Origin of the sequence: Blattabacterium clevelandi, assembly GCF_003268615.1 — a bacterium.
GTDB classification, from domain to species: Bacteria; Bacteroidota; Bacteroidia; order Flavobacteriales; family Blattabacteriaceae; genus Blattabacterium; species Blattabacterium clevelandi.
The window spans coordinates 234,337-251,451 of the sequence record NZ_CP029844.1 but is presented as its reverse complement, the minus strand read 5'-3'; the positions used below and the strand labels follow the sequence as shown (position 1 = coordinate 251,451).

The 17,115-nt window shown below is 25.5% G+C and carries 30 protein-coding genes; all 30 read right to left on the bottom strand.

The genetic code is table 11. The features are described from left to right. Window positions 1-34: 34 nt before the first annotated feature. Window positions 35-1,327 carry a phosphopyruvate hydratase gene (eno, locus tag DM817_RS01290; protein WP_113738259.1) on the bottom strand — a complete coding sequence of 431 codons (1,293 nt, stop codon included), beginning with the start codon at window positions 1,325-1,327 and terminating at the stop codon, window positions 35-37. After that, on the bottom strand, window positions 1,327-1,761 hold the full coding sequence (gene rplQ / locus DM817_RS01285; RefSeq protein ID WP_113738258.1) for a 50S ribosomal protein L17: 435 nt from the start codon (window positions 1,759-1,761) through the stop codon (window positions 1,327-1,329). The genes eno and rplQ overlap by 1 nt, the downstream gene beginning before the upstream one ends. A gap of 17 nt (window positions 1,762-1,778) precedes the next feature. Continuing rightward, complete coding sequence (locus DM817_RS01280) at window positions 1,779-2,783, bottom strand: DNA-directed RNA polymerase subunit alpha (protein WP_113738257.1); 1,005 nt, start codon at window positions 2,781-2,783, stop codon at window positions 1,779-1,781. 11 nt (window positions 2,784-2,794) lie between these two features. Beyond that, window positions 2,795-3,403, bottom strand: a complete 609-nt coding sequence (gene rpsD, locus DM817_RS01275; RefSeq protein WP_113738256.1) for a 30S ribosomal protein S4 — start codon at window positions 3,401-3,403, stop codon at window positions 2,795-2,797. Between the two features lie 12 nt (window positions 3,404-3,415). Continuing rightward, window positions 3,416-3,802: a 30S ribosomal protein S11 gene (gene rpsK, locus DM817_RS01270; RefSeq protein WP_113738255.1), complete on the bottom strand. Its 387-nt coding sequence runs from the start codon at window positions 3,800-3,802 to the stop codon at window positions 3,416-3,418. 20 nt (window positions 3,803-3,822) lie between these two features. After that, the gene (gene rpsM / locus DM817_RS01265) at window positions 3,823-4,200 is read right to left on the bottom strand and encodes a 30S ribosomal protein S13 (RefSeq protein WP_113738254.1); all 378 of its coding nucleotides are present in this window, start codon (window positions 4,198-4,200) and stop codon (window positions 3,823-3,825) included. A gap of 30 nt (window positions 4,201-4,230) precedes the next feature. After that, the gene (gene rpmJ, locus DM817_RS01260; protein ID WP_014246191.1) at window positions 4,231-4,347 is read right to left on the bottom strand and encodes a 50S ribosomal protein L36; all 117 of its coding nucleotides are present in this window, start codon (window positions 4,345-4,347) and stop codon (window positions 4,231-4,233) included. A 35-nt stretch (window positions 4,348-4,382) separates the two neighbouring features. Then, the gene (gene infA / locus DM817_RS01255; RefSeq protein ID WP_113738253.1) at window positions 4,383-4,598 is read right to left on the bottom strand and encodes a translation initiation factor IF-1; all 216 of its coding nucleotides are present in this window, start codon (window positions 4,596-4,598) and stop codon (window positions 4,383-4,385) included. 62 nt (window positions 4,599-4,660) lie between these two features. Next, complete coding sequence (gene secY / locus DM817_RS01250; RefSeq protein ID WP_113738252.1) at window positions 4,661-6,079, bottom strand: preprotein translocase subunit SecY; 1,419 nt, start codon at window positions 6,077-6,079, stop codon at window positions 4,661-4,663. 19 nt (window positions 6,080-6,098) lie between these two features. Then, the gene (rplO, locus tag DM817_RS01245) at window positions 6,099-6,560 is read right to left on the bottom strand and encodes a 50S ribosomal protein L15 (protein WP_113738548.1); all 462 of its coding nucleotides are present in this window, start codon (window positions 6,558-6,560) and stop codon (window positions 6,099-6,101) included. 33 nt (window positions 6,561-6,593) lie between these two features. Further along, window positions 6,594-7,130 carry a 30S ribosomal protein S5 gene (gene rpsE / locus DM817_RS01240; protein ID WP_113738251.1) on the bottom strand — a complete coding sequence of 179 codons (537 nt, stop codon included), beginning with the start codon at window positions 7,128-7,130 and terminating at the stop codon, window positions 6,594-6,596. A 7-nt stretch (window positions 7,131-7,137) separates the two neighbouring features. Next, window positions 7,138-7,479 carry a 50S ribosomal protein L18 gene (gene rplR / locus DM817_RS01235; protein WP_113738250.1) on the bottom strand — a complete coding sequence of 114 codons (342 nt, stop codon included), beginning with the start codon at window positions 7,477-7,479 and terminating at the stop codon, window positions 7,138-7,140. A 13-nt stretch (window positions 7,480-7,492) separates the two neighbouring features. Then, on the bottom strand, window positions 7,493-8,041 hold the full coding sequence (gene rplF / locus DM817_RS01230) for a 50S ribosomal protein L6 (protein ID WP_113738547.1): 549 nt from the start codon (window positions 8,039-8,041) through the stop codon (window positions 7,493-7,495). A gap of 14 nt (window positions 8,042-8,055) precedes the next feature. Next, window positions 8,056-8,445: a 30S ribosomal protein S8 gene (gene rpsH / locus DM817_RS01225; protein WP_113738249.1), complete on the bottom strand. Its 390-nt coding sequence runs from the start codon at window positions 8,443-8,445 to the stop codon at window positions 8,056-8,058. Between the two features lie 23 nt (window positions 8,446-8,468). After that, entirely contained in the window at window positions 8,469-8,738 is a 270-nt protein-coding gene (gene rpsN / locus DM817_RS01220; RefSeq protein WP_113738248.1) for a 30S ribosomal protein S14, read from the bottom strand. A 7-nt stretch (window positions 8,739-8,745) separates the two neighbouring features. Continuing rightward, the gene (rplE, locus tag DM817_RS01215) at window positions 8,746-9,297 is read right to left on the bottom strand and encodes a 50S ribosomal protein L5 (protein ID WP_201260535.1); all 552 of its coding nucleotides are present in this window, start codon (window positions 9,295-9,297) and stop codon (window positions 8,746-8,748) included. After that, window positions 9,278-9,523, bottom strand: a complete 246-nt coding sequence (gene rplX / locus DM817_RS01210; RefSeq protein WP_113738247.1) for a 50S ribosomal protein L24 — start codon at window positions 9,521-9,523, stop codon at window positions 9,278-9,280. Before rplX ends, rplE begins: the two co-directional genes overlap by 20 nt. 26 nt (window positions 9,524-9,549) lie before the next feature. Continuing rightward, a complete protein-coding gene (rplN, locus tag DM817_RS01205; RefSeq protein ID WP_113738246.1) occupies window positions 9,550-9,921 on the bottom strand; it encodes a 50S ribosomal protein L14 in 372 nt (123 codons plus the stop codon). 1 nt (window position 9,922) lies between these two features. Next, window positions 9,923-10,210, bottom strand: coding sequence for a 30S ribosomal protein S17 (gene rpsQ / locus DM817_RS01200; protein WP_113738245.1), 288 nt, complete (start codon window positions 10,208-10,210; stop codon window positions 9,923-9,925). Further along, entirely contained in the window at window positions 10,188-10,397 is a 210-nt protein-coding gene (rpmC, locus tag DM817_RS01195; RefSeq protein WP_113738244.1) for a 50S ribosomal protein L29, read from the bottom strand. Before rpmC ends, rpsQ begins: the two co-directional genes overlap by 23 nt. After that, entirely contained in the window at window positions 10,394-10,813 is a 420-nt protein-coding gene (rplP, locus tag DM817_RS01190) for a 50S ribosomal protein L16 (protein WP_113738243.1), read from the bottom strand. The genes rpmC and rplP overlap by 4 nt, the downstream gene beginning before the upstream one ends. Before the next feature lie 53 nt (window positions 10,814-10,866). After that, window positions 10,867-11,580: a 30S ribosomal protein S3 gene (gene rpsC / locus DM817_RS01185; protein WP_113738242.1), complete on the bottom strand. Its 714-nt coding sequence runs from the start codon at window positions 11,578-11,580 to the stop codon at window positions 10,867-10,869. Window positions 11,581-11,598: 18 nt separating this feature from the next. Beyond that, the gene (gene rplV, locus DM817_RS01180) at window positions 11,599-11,964 is read right to left on the bottom strand and encodes a 50S ribosomal protein L22 (RefSeq protein ID WP_113738241.1); all 366 of its coding nucleotides are present in this window, start codon (window positions 11,962-11,964) and stop codon (window positions 11,599-11,601) included. A gap of 16 nt (window positions 11,965-11,980) precedes the next feature. After that, a complete protein-coding gene (gene rpsS / locus DM817_RS01175) occupies window positions 11,981-12,265 on the bottom strand; it encodes a 30S ribosomal protein S19 (RefSeq protein ID WP_113738240.1) in 285 nt (94 codons plus the stop codon). Window positions 12,266-12,277: 12 nt separating this feature from the next. Then, window positions 12,278-13,102 (bottom strand): 50S ribosomal protein L2, encoded by an 825-nt coding sequence (gene rplB, locus DM817_RS01170; RefSeq protein ID WP_113738239.1) that lies wholly within the window; start codon window positions 13,100-13,102, stop codon window positions 12,278-12,280. Next, window positions 13,103-13,393, bottom strand: a complete 291-nt coding sequence (locus DM817_RS01165; protein WP_113738238.1) for a 50S ribosomal protein L23 — start codon at window positions 13,391-13,393, stop codon at window positions 13,103-13,105. Between the two features lie 6 nt (window positions 13,394-13,399). Continuing rightward, on the bottom strand, window positions 13,400-14,029 hold the full coding sequence (rplD, locus tag DM817_RS01160) for a 50S ribosomal protein L4 (RefSeq protein ID WP_113738237.1): 630 nt from the start codon (window positions 14,027-14,029) through the stop codon (window positions 13,400-13,402). After that, on the bottom strand, window positions 14,020-14,661 hold the full coding sequence (rplC, locus tag DM817_RS01155) for a 50S ribosomal protein L3 (protein WP_113738236.1): 642 nt from the start codon (window positions 14,659-14,661) through the stop codon (window positions 14,020-14,022). The genes rplD and rplC overlap by 10 nt, the downstream gene beginning before the upstream one ends. 9 nt (window positions 14,662-14,670) lie before the next feature. Next, entirely contained in the window at window positions 14,671-14,976 is a 306-nt protein-coding gene (gene rpsJ / locus DM817_RS01150; RefSeq protein WP_113738235.1) for a 30S ribosomal protein S10, read from the bottom strand. A gap of 21 nt (window positions 14,977-14,997) precedes the next feature. Continuing rightward, complete coding sequence (gene fusA / locus DM817_RS01145) at window positions 14,998-17,112, bottom strand: elongation factor G (protein ID WP_113738234.1); 2,115 nt, start codon at window positions 17,110-17,112, stop codon at window positions 14,998-15,000. Window positions 17,113-17,115: the final 3 nt, after the last annotated feature.

Here is a 17,115-nt window from a genome sequence, read left to right as displayed (position 1 = left end):
TTTTTAAACTAAAAAAAATCGTTAACGATTTTTTTTAGTTTAAAAACCATTTTGGATAATAAGAATTTTTTCCAAGTAATTCTTCAATACGCAATAATTGATTATATTTTGAAGTACGTTCCGAACGACAAATAGAACCTGTTTTAATTTGTTCAATATTAAATGCAACAGAAAGATCTGCTATAAAAGAATCTTCTGTATCTCCAGAACGATGAGAAATAATATTATTATATTTATTTTTTTTTGCTATACTTATAGTTTCTATAGTCTCTGTAAGTGTTCCTATCTGATTAACTTTTATCAATATAGAATTTGCAATTTTTTCTTTTATTCCTTTATTTAATCTTTCAACTTGTGTAACAAAAAGATCATCTCCAACTAATTGAATTTCTTTACCTAATTCATTAGTTAATAATTTCCATCCATCCCAATCATTTTGATCCATTCCATCTTCTATAGATATAATTGGATAACGTTTCGTTAAAAATGATAAATAATTAACATGTTCTTTTCTAGATTTTTTTATTTTTTCTTTACTATTTGGTAGTTTTTCAAATTTAGAATAATTATATTTTTCTTCTTTATAAAATTCAGAAGCAGCACAATCTAATGCAATACCTATTTGATCATATGGTTCATAACCTGATAAATGTATAGATTCTAAAATATTATCTAATACATCTTCAATATTATTAAAATTAGAAGAAAAACCTCCTTCATCACCAATATTTGTAGATAATCCTTTTTTAGATAAAATTTTTTTTAATTTATAATAAATTTTATATCCCATTTGAATAGCTTCAAAAAAAGTATGTGCACCTACAGGAACTATCATAAATTCCTGAAATACTATAGAGGTATCAGAATGCTTGCCTCCATTTACAATGTTGATTAAAGGAATTGGAAGAGAATGTGCATATATACCTCCCATATATTTATAAATAGGAATATTTAATTCTTTGGAAGCTGCTTTTGTAACCGCTAAAGAAACACCTAAAATAGCATTAGCACCTAATCTTCTTTTATTCTTTGTTCCATCTAAATTTAAAATTAATCGATCTATATATAATTGATCCATTACAGATTTTCCTATTAATTCAGGAGCAATAATATTATTAACATTATGAACAGCTTTCAAAACACCGTTACCTAAAAATTCAGTATTTCCATCTCTTAATTCCATTGCTTCATTTTCCCCTTTTGAAGCTCCAGATGGTACTGATGCACGTCCTAATATGTTATTATTTGTAATAACATCTACTTCTACAGTAGGATTCCCTCTAGAATCTAATATTTGTCTTGCTTTAATAATTTTTATTTTTCTCATTATTCTATTGGGTTAATCCTTTTTTTTTTTACACTACGCCTTACCGATTTTAAATTTTTTTTGAAATTATAAATATTATTAAAATCTACTAATTCAATAAGAGATATTTTTGCCATATCTCCAAAACGAAATCCCATTTTTATAATTCTTGTATATCCACCAGGACGTTCACGAACTTTTTTAAAAGATTCATTAAAAAGTTCCGATACAGCAATTTTATCTCTTAATAAAGAAAAAATATTTCTTTTAGAATGAGTGGTGTTTATTTTAGATTTTGTTATAATAGGTTCTACATATTTTTTTAAAGCTTTAGCTTTAGCAAGAGTAGTAAAAATTTTTTTATTTTTAATCAAAGATGAAGACATATTAGATAAAATAGATTTTCTATGCCCATATTTTCTACCTAAATGATTATTTTTTTTTCTATGATTCATACAACAAAATAAAAAATCTATTTATTTTTATTATTTATTTCATATTCAGATATATTCATTCCAAAATATAAACCTTTATTTTTCATTTTAATTTCCAATTCTTCCAATGATTTTTTTCCAAAATTTCTCATATTTAACATACTAGTTTTATTACGAATTACTAAATCAGCTATAGTTTCTATAGAAGCATATTTTAAACAATTTTTTGTACGTACAGATAGATCCATTTCATTTAATTTAGATTTTAGTAATGTACGCATACGTAAAAAATCTTCATCATATTTATTTTTTTTTCCAATTTTTTCAGGCTCTTCTTTTCCAATTTTTTCATGAGAAAAAATAGAAAAATATTGAATTAAAATATTAGAAGCTTCCATTAAAGCTATTTTAGGACATATAGATCCATCCGTTTTGATTTCTAATAAAAGGGTTTCAAAATCTGTTTTTTGTCCAACACGACAATTTTCTATTATATATTTCACATTTTTAATAGGAGTATAAATAGAATCTATAGGAATATTTCCAATTAAATCATTATTATTTTTTTTATTTTCTTCTGCAGGAACATAACCTCTCCCTTCTTCAATAGTAAAACTCATTTCTAATGGAATAGACTTATTTTTATTAAAAATTAATAAATCTGTATTTAGAATTTGAAAATTAGAAATAAATTTATTTAAAATTTTTCCGGTTATTTTTTCATCTTTATTCAAAAAAACATTAACTACTTCTTTAGTTACTCCATCTACTTTCTGTTTAAAACGAATTTTTTTTAGATTTAGAATAATCTCAGTAACATCTTCAATAACTCCTTCTATAGTAGAAAATTCATATTTAACATCCTTAATTCTAATAGAAGTTATCGCAAATCCTTTTAATGAACTTAATAATACTCTCCTCAAAGAATTTCCTAATGTAATTCCATAACCAGGCTCTAAAGGTTTTAAATGAAAAATACCCTTATAATCTGAAAATTCAGATACTGTAACTTTATTAGGTTTAACAAAATCTAGAATATTCATAATATTGATTTTTATTTTGAATAAAATTCAACAATTAATTGTTCTTTAATATTTTCTGGTATTTGGATTCTTTTTGGCATAATTCTAAATATTCCAAACATATTTTTTTCATCCAAAATTAACCATTCTACTATAATTCCTATTTTTTTATTGATAGATTCTAATATAACTGGATGTTTTTTTGATTTTTCTCTTATTCCAATTTTATCCCCAGGTTTTAATCTAAAAGAAGGGATATTAACAATAGAATTATTCACAACAATATGCTTATGAGAAATTATTTGACGTGCTGATGACCTAGATGGAGCAAATTTTAATCTAAAAACAATATTATCAAGACGAGATTCACATGATTGTAATAATAATTCTCCAGTAATTCCTTTTTTTCTTGAAGATTCGATAAATAGTTTTTTAAATTGGTGCTCTAATATACCATAAGTATATTTTGCTTTTTGTTTTTCTATCAATTGAACAAAATATTCGGATCGTTTACCTCTACGACGACTATTTCCATGTTCTCCAGATGGATATTTTCTTCTTTCAAAATATTTATCTTCCCCATATATACATTCTCCAAATTTACGAGAAATTTTCGTTTTTGGTCCTATATATCTTCCCATAATTTAAAAAAATTAAACTCTTCTTCTTTTTGGTGGTCGACAACCATTATGAGGTAAAGGAGTAATATCTTTTATTAAAGTTACTAAAATTCCAGAATTGCTTAAAGCTCGTATTGCTGCATCTCTACCAGATCCAGGTCCTTTTACTTTTATTTCAACTTTTTTTATCCCTTTATTTAATCCCTCTTTTGCTACATTTTCTGCAGTTATTTGAGCAGCATAAGGAGTATTCTTTTTAGAACCTTTAAAATTCATCTTTCCAGCAGAAGACCATGCTATAACCTCTCCTTTTTTATTCGTTAATGTAATAATAATATTATTAAACGTAGATTGAATGTGAGCTTCTCCCAATGAATCAACTACAACTGATTTTTTTTTACCCGATGATAACTTTGCCATATTTTTTCTATAAAAAAATTCTATTTTGTTATTTTTTTCTTATTTGCTACAGTTTTTTTTCTTCCTTTTCTAGTTCTACAATTATTTTTAGTTTTTTGCCCTCTTAAAGGAAGACCTTTTCTATGTCTAGTTCCTCTATAACATCCAATATCCATTAATCTCTTAATACTTAATTGAATTTCAGATCTTAATTCTCCTTCTATTTTTATATTATCTGATATATATTTTCTTATATTACTTATATCTTCATCAGACCAACTTTCTACTTTTACATTTTCATCAATTCCAACATGGAATAAAATTTTACTTGATAAACTTTTACTTATTCCATACAAATACATAAGACCAATAATCCCTCTTTTATATTTTGGAATATCTATTCCTGAAATTCTAGCCATAGAATAATATATATTGTTTTAATATTAAAATTAACCTTGTCTTTGTTTAAATCTAGGATTTTTTTTATTAATAATACGTAAACGTCCTTTTCTTCTAATAAATTTACAATTATCTGTTCTTTTCTTTAAAGAAGTCCTTACTTTCATATATATAATTTATTAACTAACTTTTTTTTAATATTTTAATATCTATAAGTGATTCTACCTCTATTCAAATCATATGAAGACATTTCTAATCTTACCTTATCACCAGGTAAAATTTTTATATAATGCATTCTCATTTTTCCTGAAATATGAGCCTTAACAATACAACCATTTTCCAATTCAACACGAAACATAGCATTTGGGGAAGATTCTATAATTGTTCCATCTACTTCTATATGCTTTTGTTTAGCCATAAAAATACAAAATTAATTACATTATATTCATAATATACATAAAAAAAATAAACATAAAATTACTATATTTTTTTACTAGAAATATATCTACTATTGTTACGATTTTTTATCATCATTAAATCGTCATAATAATAATTTAATAGATATATATCTACTTGTTGTATAATATCTAATGTTACCCCTACAACTATTAATAAAGAAGTTCCTCCATAAAATAAAGAAAAATTTTGAGTGATCCCCATACGAAAAACTATAGATGGAAGTATTGCAATTATAGATAATAATATAGCACCAGGAAGTGTAATTCTTGATAAGATGGAATCTATATATTCTACAGTTTCTTTCCCTGGTTTTACTTTCGGTATATGTCCTCCATTTCTTTTTAAATCATCAGCTATTTGATTTACTGGAATAGTAATTGCTGTATAAAAAAAAGTAAATATTATTACCAATATAGAAAAAGCCAAATTATACCATAAACCATAAACATCTTGAAATAAATAAAAAAAATTTTTAATTTTTTCATTATTTACGTAATTAAAAAAAGTTAATGGAAAAAGCATAATTGCTTGAGAAAAAATAATAGGCATTACTCCAGCAGAAGTCATTTTTAATGGAATATACTGATGTTTTTTATGAATCAATTTAGAACTTAATCCTAAAGATTTATAATGAGAAACATATTGAACAGGAATTTTTCTAATAGATTGAATAATTACAATGCAAAAAAGAATTACTATTAACCATAATAAAAATTCAAGAAATAAAATAATCATTCCTCCATTTCCAATATTTAATTTATTATATATTTCTTTTACAATAGAATCTGGAAAACGAACTATAATTCCAGACATAATAATTAAAGAAATTCCATTTCCTATCCCTTCATCCGTTATTTTATCTCCTAACCACATAGTAAACATTGTTCCTGAGGTTAATATTATTATTCCAATTGTCCAAAATAAAGTTTTTCCATAAAAAGTATTTATATTCAAAAGATATGTATTGGATAAATATAAATCAGAAGATGATGAATCATTAATAGGATTAAATTGTTTAGTTAAAGAAATAAGATATAAAGGAGCTTGAATTAAACATATTCCAACAGTTAACCATCTTGTTATCAAATTAATTTGTTTTTTTCCACTTTCTCCATCTCTCTGAATTTTTTGCAAATAAGGAATGATAATACACATTAATTGTATTATAATAGAAGCAGATATATATGGCATGATTCCTAAAGCTAAAATAGAAGCACGATTAAAAGCCCCTCCAGTAAAAGAAGAAAGAATTTGCATTAATCCTTTAGATCCTGAATTCATTGGTTTCATAAAATCAATAATCCCTAAAGGATTAATTCCAGGAATAGGAATATATGCACCAAAACGATATACTAATAAAAGACTTAAAGTTATTATTATTTTTTTCCGTAATTCCTTTGCATTCCAAATATTATAAAATGTAATTAAAAAATTATTCATGAAATCCAATCTATATATTTCATACGGAAACGGAAAAGGCCTCTCCACCTGCTTTTTTTATATAAAAAACAGCTTTTTTACTAAATTTAGATGCAGTAATTTTTAACGGAATTTTTAATATTTTTCTTCCTGCTAAAACTTTTATTAATCCATTTTTCTTCTTTACTAAACGATTATTCAATAACGTTTGTTGATTAATAATATTAGATATTTTTCCCTTATCTACTAATTCTTGTAAAGTATCTAAATTAATTATAAAATATTTTTTTCTATTATGATTTTTAAATCCAAATTTTGGAATTCTTCTTTGAATAGGCATTTGTCCACCTTCAAATCCCAATTTTTTAGAATATCCAGAACGAGATTTTGATCCTTTATGTCCTCTTCCACAAGTTCCCCCTTTTCCAGAACCTTGTCCTCTACCTAATCTTAATTTTTTTTTTTTAGATCCTTTTCTTGGAATCAAAAAATTTAACTCCATCATAAAATTTATTTATATTTTTTATTTACTTTTTTACTTTAAAACCTCTTCCATTCCATTATATACTCTTTCAATAGAAATTCCCCTTTCTCTAGAAATTATCTGAACATCTCTCATATATTTTAAAGCTTTAATTGTCGCTTTAATTATATTATGGGGGTTGGATGATCCTTTAGATTTTGATAAAACATCTTTTAATCCTACAGTTTCAAGTACAGCTCTTAAAGGTCCACCTGCTATAATTCCAGTTCCTTCAGATGCTGGCTTAATGAGGATATGAGCTCCACCATACCTAGCTTCTTGTTCATGTGGTATAGTTCCATTATAAATACATACTTTACATAAATTACGTTTTGCCTGTTCTCCAGCTTTACGAATAGCATCAGAAGCTTCCTTAGATTTTCCAAATCCATATCCTACCATTCCATTTTCATTTCCTTTAATAACAATAGCACTAAAACTAAAATATCTCCTTCCTTTAGTAACTTTACATACTCTTGTAACTCCAACTAATCTTTCTTTTAGTTCTAATCCTGTATGTTTTCCTTTTTTTTCTAAAAAAATTACCATAGTTTACTTAAAAATCTAAACCCATTTCTCTTACTCCTTCTGCTAAGGATTTTATCCTACCATGATATAAATACCTTCCTCTATCAAAAATAACCTTTTTTATTTTTAATAAACTTGCTCGTTCTCCTAATAATTTTCCAACTTCATTAGATAATTTTATTTTTGTTTTCTTTATTTTCATATTATTATTTCTAAATATTTTTTCTCTAGAAGAAGAAGATACTAAAGTTTTACCAGATAAATCATCAATTATTTGTGCATAAATAGCTCGATTACTTCTAAAAACAGTAATTCTAGGTTTTTTTTTAGTTCCTAAAACTTTTTTTAATATTCTTTTATTTTTCTTCATAAAATAATAATATTTAAGCAGATTTTCCAGTTTTTTTACGAATAAATTCCTTTAAATATTTTATTCCTTTTCCCTTATATGGTTCTGGGACTCTTAATGAACGAATTTTAGAAGCTATCATACCTAAAAGTTGTTTATCATAAGATTTTAATGTAAGAATTGGATTTTTACCTTTCTTTATTTTTATTTCTACATAAATTTCTTTAGGAATTTTCATCATAATTTTATGAGAAAAACCTAAATTAAATTCTAATATTTTTTCTTCATAATAAGATACTCGATATCCAATTCCAACTAGTTCCAATTCCTTTTGAAATCCATTAGTAACTCCTTTTACCATATTATCAATTAATACACGATACAATCCATGTAAAGATTTAGTTTTTTTATCTTCTTGTATTCTACTTAAAAATAATTGATCATTTTTAAAAATAATTTTTATTTTTTCGGAAAATGTTTGGCTTAAAATTCCTAATTTTCCTTTTATAATTATTTTATTATCAATAATATTTACAGATACATCCTTAGGTATAGATATAGGAATTTTTCCAATTCTAGACATAATAAAAAAAATTTTTAATAAACATAACACAAAATTTCACCTCCTAATCTTTTTTTTCTTGCCTGTTTATCTGTTATTATACCATAAGAAGTAGAAATAATTGCAATTCCTAATCCATTTAAAACACGAGGTATATTTTTATATTTAGTATATTTCCTTAATCCTGGTTTACTTATTCTAATTAATCGTTGAATTACGGAATTTTTTTTAAAATATTTTAAAGCAATTTTAATTATTTCTTTATTATTTTTTTCCAATTTATAATCCAAAATATAACCATTTTCTAATAAAACTTTAGAAAGCTCTTTTTTTAATTTAGAAGAGGGAATTTTCAATAATTTATGTTTTGCAAAACAAGCATTTCTAATTCTCGTTAAAAAATCTGCAATAGGATCGGTATTCATATTTTATTTTTTTATTATATCAATTACCAACTTGCTTTTTTCACTCCAGGAATAAGACCTTGAGAAACCATATTTCTGAAAACAATACGAGATATACCGAATAGTCTCATATATCCTCTACTTCTTCCACTTATTGTACATCTATTCCGTAAACGTACTGGAGATGCATTTCTAGGTAGTTGTTGCAATAATTCATAACTTTTAGATTTTTTCAAACTTTCTCTTTTTTTTGCATATTTCAATACGATTTTTTCTCTTTTTATTTGTCTTGCTTTTACAGATTCTTTAGCCATTTATTTATCATTTTTTAAATGGTATTCCAAAATAAAATAAAAGGGATTTAGCTTCTAAATTACTTTTTGCAGAAGTCACGAATGTAATATTCATCCCCATATTTTTTTTAATTTTATCAATATTAATTTCTGGATAAATTACTTGTTCCGTAATACCCATATTATAATTTCCAAATCCATCAAAACTAGTTTTTTTTACTCCATTAAAATCTCTTACTCTAGGTAAAGCAACTGAAATCAGTCTTTCCAAAAATTCATACATTTTTATCCTTCGTAAGGTTACTTTTACTCCTATAGGCATTCCTTTTCTTAACTTAAATCCAGATTCATCATGTTTTGAATAACAAAAAATAGCTTTTTGTCCTACAATAGATGTTATTTCATTCATAGAAAAATCTATAAGTTTTTTATCTAATGTAGATTTCCCAACCCCTTGATGTACAATTATTTTATTAAGTCTAGGAACTTCCATAATTGAACTATAATCAAATTTTTTTATTAAATTTTGGACTATTTTTTCTTTATATAATTTTTTTAATCTAGACTGATAAGGTATCATCTATTTTCTTTTTTTCTTCTTTTTTTAAATTAGATATATGTATAGGAGCTTCCTTTTTTATAATTCCTCCTTTAGGGTTTTTTGCATTAGGTTTAATATGTTTTTTCATCATATTTATTCCAAATACAATCACTTTTTTCTTTTTAGGAAAAACTTTTGAAATTACTCCTTTCAATCCTTTATAATTTCCTGATAAAATAGAAATTTTATCTCCTTTTTTTATCATATTTAAATAAATAAAATTTTATAATTTTATAAAACTTCTTGAGCTAAAGAAATAATTTTCATATATTCCAAATCTCTTAACTCTCTTGCTACTGGTCCAAAAACTCGAGTTCCCATCATCTCTCCAGAAGGATTAATCAAAACACAAGCATTATCATCAAAACTTATATAAGATCCATCTTTTCTTCTCGTTCTTTTTTTTGTTCTAATTATTATTGCTTTAGAAATTTGTCCTTTTTTTATTATACCTCCGCTAGAAATAGCAGATTTGATTGTAACAACTATCGAATCACCTAAAAAAGCATATTTTTTTTTAGACCCTCCTAAAACACGAATAATTAAAGCTTCTTTTGCTCCTGAATTATCCGAAACTCTACATCTAGATTCTTGTTGTAACATATTATCCGTTTTTTCCTAAAACTGAAATTAATCTCCAACATTTATTTTTACTAATAGGTCTTATTTCCATAATCTTTACTTTATCTCCACTTTTGGATATATTTTCTTCATCATGAACCATATATTTTTTCTTTTTTAGAATACTTTTTCCGTAATATTTATGTTTTACTTTTTTGGTTTCAGAAACAATAATGGTTTTATTCATTTTATTACTAATTACTATTCCCATTCTTTTTTTTCTGTTATTTCTAAGAATAGAAACATTCTTACTTTCCTGATTTATTATCATTTATTTTTTTATTTAATTCAGTTTTTAATTTAGCAATATATCTTCTCAAAATTCTAATTTTTACAAAATTTTTTTTTAAATTTAAAACTTGATCAAATTTCATTTTTTGATAATTTTTTTTTTGAATTTTTATATTCGTTTGAATATCATTAACAGATAAAATTTGAATTTCCGAATATTTTTTCATTCTACAAATTCTTTTGAAAAAATAAATTTCATTTTTATAGGAAATTTTTGAGAAGCTAATCTTAATGCTTCCTTAGCAATTATCATTTCTACACCATCTATTTCAAATAATATTCTTCCAGGCTTAACAACAGATACCCAAAATTCTACAGGACCTTTTCCTTTTCCCATACGAACTTCTTGTGGTTTTTTTGTTATTGGTTTATCTGGAAAAATATTTATCCACAATCTTCCCTCTCTTTTCATATATCTAGTAGCCGCTACACGAGCAGCTTCTAATTGTCTAGATGTAATCCACGCACCTTCCATTGCTTTTATTCCATATAATCCTCTTGAAAGAATAAGCCCTTTTGAAGCATTACCACGTATTCTTCCTTTTTGATTTTTTTTATATTTTGTTTTTTTTGGTTGTAACATAAATAAAAATAATAACTATATAATCAAATTAATTATATAATAAAATCATAAAATTATACTTTTTTATTTCTATTAAAAGAAGAAAATTTATTATTATAAAAACGTGATTTTTTTTGTTGTAATCCAAATAATGGAGATAATTCTTTTTTTCCATATATTTCTCCTTTCATAATCCAAACTTTTACCCCGATGCTTCCATAAACTGTATGAGCTACTGCCATATGATAATCTACATCTGCCCGAAAAGTTCCAAGAGAAATTCTCCCTTCTTTATAAGATTCTCGTCTAGCCATATCAGATCCATTCAATCTTCCAGAAATCTGAATTTTTATACCTTGAGCATTCATTCTCATAGCTGAGATAATAGATAATTTAATTACTTTTTTATAAGATATTCTATTTTCCAATTGTCTAACTAATCCTTTAGCTACTAGAGGTGCATCTAATTCTGGTCTTCTTACTTCAGATATATTAATTTGAACTTCTTTTTTAGTCAATTTTCTTAATTCTTTTCTAATAGTATCCACTTCTTCCCCTCTTTTTCCTATAACAAGAGCTGGTCTCGAAGTTCTAATAGTTATCGTTATAAATTTCAAAGTTCTATCTATAAAAACTCGAGAAACAATTCCTTTAAGTAAACGAGCTTCTATATACCTTCTAACTTTAAAATCCTCTTGTATTCTATCCTTATAATTATTACACCAACTAGATTGCCATCCCATAACAATCCCCAATCGATTAACAATTGGATTTGTTTTTTGTCCCATATATATTTTACATTACATTTATTTTATTTTTCCTAAAGTAACTACTACATTACTTGATCTTTTTCTAATTCTATGACCTCTACCTTGAGGTACAGGACGTAATCTTTTTAAAGTTTTTCCTTGATCAACTCTAATTTCCTTTATATATAAAGATTTTTCATCAATATCATCTTCCATATATTTTTTCTTATAATTGGATAATATAGAAATAAGCAATTTTCTTAATGAAATAGAAATTCTATGTTTTTTACTATATTTTAGTATATCCAAAGCATTTTTAATTTCTTTATTTCGAATAATATCAACTACTAATCTTATTTTTCTTGGAGAACTACGAATTCTATTTAAAGATCCTGAAACAATAGTTTGTTCTTTAAAATTCATTTTTTTTAAGAAAATTCTAATTTTTTACCTTTAATCTATTTTTAGAACCGGAATGGCCTCTAAAAGTACGAGTAGGAGAAAATTCACCTAATTTATGACCAATCATATTTTCTGTAATATACACATTAATAAATTGTCTTCCATTATGAACCGCAAAAGTTTGTCCTACAAAATCTGGAAGAATTGTAGATGGTCTGGACCATGTTTTAATGATAGATTTTTTTTCAAGTTTAATATTTTTCAAAACTTTTTTATACAATTGTTGAGAAACAAATGGTCCTTTCTTTAATGATCTTGCCATAATATAAAAAATTTATTTTTTTCTTCTTTGTAAAATATATTTATTTGAATATTTATTTTTATTACGTGTTCTAAATCCTTTAGAAGGTAATCCTTTTCTACTTCTAGGTATTCCACCAGAAGCTTTACCTTCTCCTCCTCCCATTGGATGATCTACTGGATTCATAGCTACTCCTCTAGTTCTAGGTCTTCTTCCAAGATGGCGTTTTTTACCAGCTTTTCCATATATTTCTAACTGATGATCTAAATTGGAAACTATACCGATAGTAGCCATACAAGAAACCATGACGATTCTTAATTCTCCAGAAGGAAATTTTATAGTTGCATACTTTCCTTCTTTTGCAAATAATTGAGCATAAGATCCTGCACTTCTAGCTATTTTAGCACCTTGTCCAGGAATTAATTCTATACAAGAAATATTTGTTCCTAATGGAATTTCACTTAAAAAAGTAGAATTACCTATATTAAAAGGAACTTCTTTTCCAGATATCACTTGTTGTCCTATTTTAAATCCATTTATAGCTATAATATAACTTTTTTCTCCATCTTTATAATGTAAAAGAGAAATAAAAGAAGATCGATTTGGGTCATATTCTATAGATTTTATAATAGCAGATATTCCAAATTTTCTTCTTTTAAAATCAATAATTCTATATTTTTTTTTATGTCCCCCTCCAACATAACGCATAGTCATTCTTCCAAAATTATTTCTACCTCCAGATTTACATTTTCCTTTCGTCAAAGACTTTTCTGGATTAAAATTTGTAATTTCATCAAAATTATTGATAATTTTAAACCGTTGACTAGGTGTTGTAGGTTTTATTTTTTTAACTGACATTTAGATTTTTTTTTGATTAATAAAATCAATTTTTTGATTTTCTTTTAATTGAATAATAGCTTTTTTAAATCTAATTGTTTTTCCATATAGAAATCCTTTTTTAGTATATTTAGATTTATCTTTTCTAGGATAAATTATAGTTCGAATTTTTTTTGTAGTAACACCAAATACTTTATTTATTTCTTTTTTAATTTGATTTTTATTACTTTTTATACATACAAAAAAAGTATAACAAATTTGTTCTTCATTCATAGAAGATTTATCCGTAATAACAGGTTTTATTAAAATCATATATAACTAATTATTCAATATTTCATAAATTTTTTCCATTGAATTTTCGGACAAAATAATATATAAAGAATTTAATAAAGAATAACTATTTAATTCATTGATATTTAATAATTTAAAATTTTTTAAATTTCTAGATGATAAATATAAATTTTTATTTGGTTTTCCAATTATCATTAATGAGTTTTTATCTTCTAATTTTAAAAATTTCAATATTTTCAATATAAATTTAGTTTTTGGAATTTTTAATTGAAAATCTTCTATAATTTTTACTTTATTTTCCTTTAGTTTATATCCTATAATTGTTTTTTTTACTAAATTCTTTGTTAATTTATTTATTTTTTCAAAATAATGTCTAGGACGTGGTCCAAAAATTCTTCCACCTCCTCTAAATAAAGGATTTTTAATATCACCTTTTCTAGATCCACCAGTTCCTTTTTGCCTATGTAATTTTCTAGTACTTCCAGATAAATCTCCTCTTTCTTTAGATTTATGTGTTCCTTGACGCTGTGCAGATAAATATCTTTTTATTTCCAAATAAATAGAATGATCATAAGATTTTTTACCAAAAAAATTTTCATTAAATTCAATTTTTCGATCTGTATAATTTCCTTGAATATCCAAAATTTTTAATTCCATTTTTTTTTCTTAATCATTAAATATGAATTTTTATTTCCTGGAACAGCCCCCTTTAATATTAAAATATTTTGAGATATATCTATTTTTAATATTTTCAAATTTTGAATAGTTACATTTTCACCCCCCATTCTTCCAGCCATTTTTTTTCCTTTAAAAATACGTGATGGATCAGATCCTGCTCCAACAGATCCAGGTGATCTTAAACGATTATGTTGACCATGAGTTCTTTCTCCAACTCCTGAAAATTTATGTCTTTTTACTACACCTTGAAATCCTTTACCTTTAGAAATTCCTTTTACGTCTACTAATTCTCCTTCTATAAGGAAATCTGGATTTATTTTACTACCTAATTTAAAAGATTTTTTATCTATCAAAGAAATATCTCTAATTTCTATAAGTTTTTTTTTTGGAGTAAGTCCCGCTTTTTTAAAATGTCCTTTTAAAGAATTAGTCGTATGTTTTTTCTTTTTATCTTCTATTCCTAATTGAATAGATGAATAACCATCTTGTTTTATAGTTTTTATCTGTACTATATAACATGGACCAATTTTTATAATAGTACATGGAATATTTTTTCCATCTCGGGAAAAAAAACTACTCATACCAAGATGGATCCCTATTAACCCATTCATTTTATATATTTATACTTTAATTTCAGCTTCAACTCCACTTGGTAATTCTAATTTCATCAAAGCATCTACTGTTTTAGACGATGCATTATGAATTTGTAAAAGTCTTTTATGAGTTGGAAGAAGAAATTGTTCTCTAGACTTTTTATTTACATGGGGAGAACGTAAAACTGTAAATATTTTTTTTTCAGTAGGTAATGGGACTGGCCCATTCAAAACAACTCCTGTTGGTAGTACAGAGCTTACAATTCTTTCAGCAGACTTATCTAATAAATTATAATCGTAAGACTTTAATTTAATTTTTATATTATGACCCATATTATCAATATTATTTATTTTTTATTGTTTTTTTTCTTGATTAGTTACATAATAATTTCCCATAATAATGTTATCCATAATATTTTTTGGCACTATATCATAATGAGAAAATTCCATAACTGAATTTCCCCTTCCAGAAGAAAGCGTACGTAATATAGTAACATATCCAAACATTTCAGATAAAGGGACTAATGCTTGAATCACTTTTATATTTTTTCGATTATCCATATTTCGAATCATTCCTCTTCTTCGATTTAAATCTCCTATAATATCCCCCATATTTTCTTCTGGAATTATTACTTCTAACTTCATAATCGGTTCTAATAAAACAGGATTAGATTTTTTTACGGCTTCTTTAAAACCAAGTTTTCCCGCTATTTCAAAAGATAACTGATCCGAATCTACAGAATGATAAGATCCATCTAATACTGTAACTTTTGCACTGTCAATTTCATATCCTGATAAAGGACCATTTTTCATCATTTCTTTACATCCTTTTTCTATAGAAGGAATATATTCTTTAGGTATATTTCCACCTTTTATTTTATTAATAAATTCTAATCCAGATGTACCTAAGGGTCCTGGCTCTACTCGAAATAATATATCTGCATATTTTCCTCTACCTCCTGTTTGTTTTTTATAAATTTCTCTATGTTCTACTAAATCTGTTAAAGCTTCCTTATATTCTACTTGTGGTTTTCCCTGATTAACTTCTACTTTAAATTCTCTTTTCATACGGTCTACAAGAATTTCTAAATGTAATTCCCCCATCCCAGAAATAATAGTTTGTCCAGTATAATTATCCGTACGTACTTGAAAAGTCGGATCTTCTTCCATTAATTTAGATAGTGCTAAACTCATTTTATCTATATCTGACTTAAGTTTAGGTTCAATAGCTATACCAATAACTGGATCTGGAAAAGATATACTCTCTAAAAGAATTGGAAATTTTTCATCACATAAAGTATCCCCTGTTTTAATATCTTTAAATCCTACTATAGCAGCAATATCTCCTGCGCCAATCCTACAAATAGGATTTTGTTTATTAGCATGCATTTGATATATTCTAGAAATACGCTCTTTATTTCCAGATCTTGTATTCAAACTATATGATCCAGCATGAACTCTCCCAGAATATACTCTAAAAAAAGCTAAACGCCCTACAAATGGATCACTAGATATTTTAAACGCTAAAGCTGAAAAAGGTTCTTTTTCACTAGCTTTTCTCGTTTCTATTTTTTGATTAATAGGATTAACTCCTACAATATCTTTAACTTCAAGAGGAGAAGGAAGGTAACGACATACTCCATCTAACATTGCTTGTACTCCTTTATTCTTAAAAGAAGAACCGCAAAATACAGGAATTATCCTCATATTTATTGTATTCTTTTGCAAAGAAGTTATAATTTCTTCTTCAGAAATAGAAGAAGAATTATACAAAAATTTTTCCATAATCACATCATCATACTCCGATAAAGATTCAATAATCTTATTTTGATATTTTTTTACAATATTCTTCATTTTAAATGGAATAGGCCCTTCTTGATAGGTAATACCATAATTATTTTCATCCCATATAATAGCTTTATTAGATATTAAATCTACAACTCCAATAAAATTATCTCCATCTCCAATAGGAATTTGTAATGGAATAGAATTAGCTCCCAACATTTTTTTCATTTGTAAACAAACATTAAAAAAATCTGATCCTTGACGATCCATTTTATTTACAAAAGCTATTCTAGGAATATTGTATTTATCTGCTTGCCTCCATATTGTTTCTGATTGAGGCTCTACACCATCTACTGCACTAAATAAAACCACCATTCCATCTAATATTCTCAATGACCTTTCTACTTCTACAGTGAAATCAACATGACCAGGAGTATCAATAATATTAATTTGATATTTTTTATTTTTGTATATCCATTCACAAAATGTAGCTGCAGAAGTAATAGTAATTCCACGTTCTTGTTCTTGTAACATCCAATCCATTGTTGCAGCACCATCATGGACCTCACCAATTTTATGATTTATTCCAGTATAAAATAAAATTCTTTCTGTAGTTGTAGTTTTACCTGCGTCAATATGTGCCGCAATTCCTATATTCCTTGTATATTTTAAGTTCCTTTCCATTTT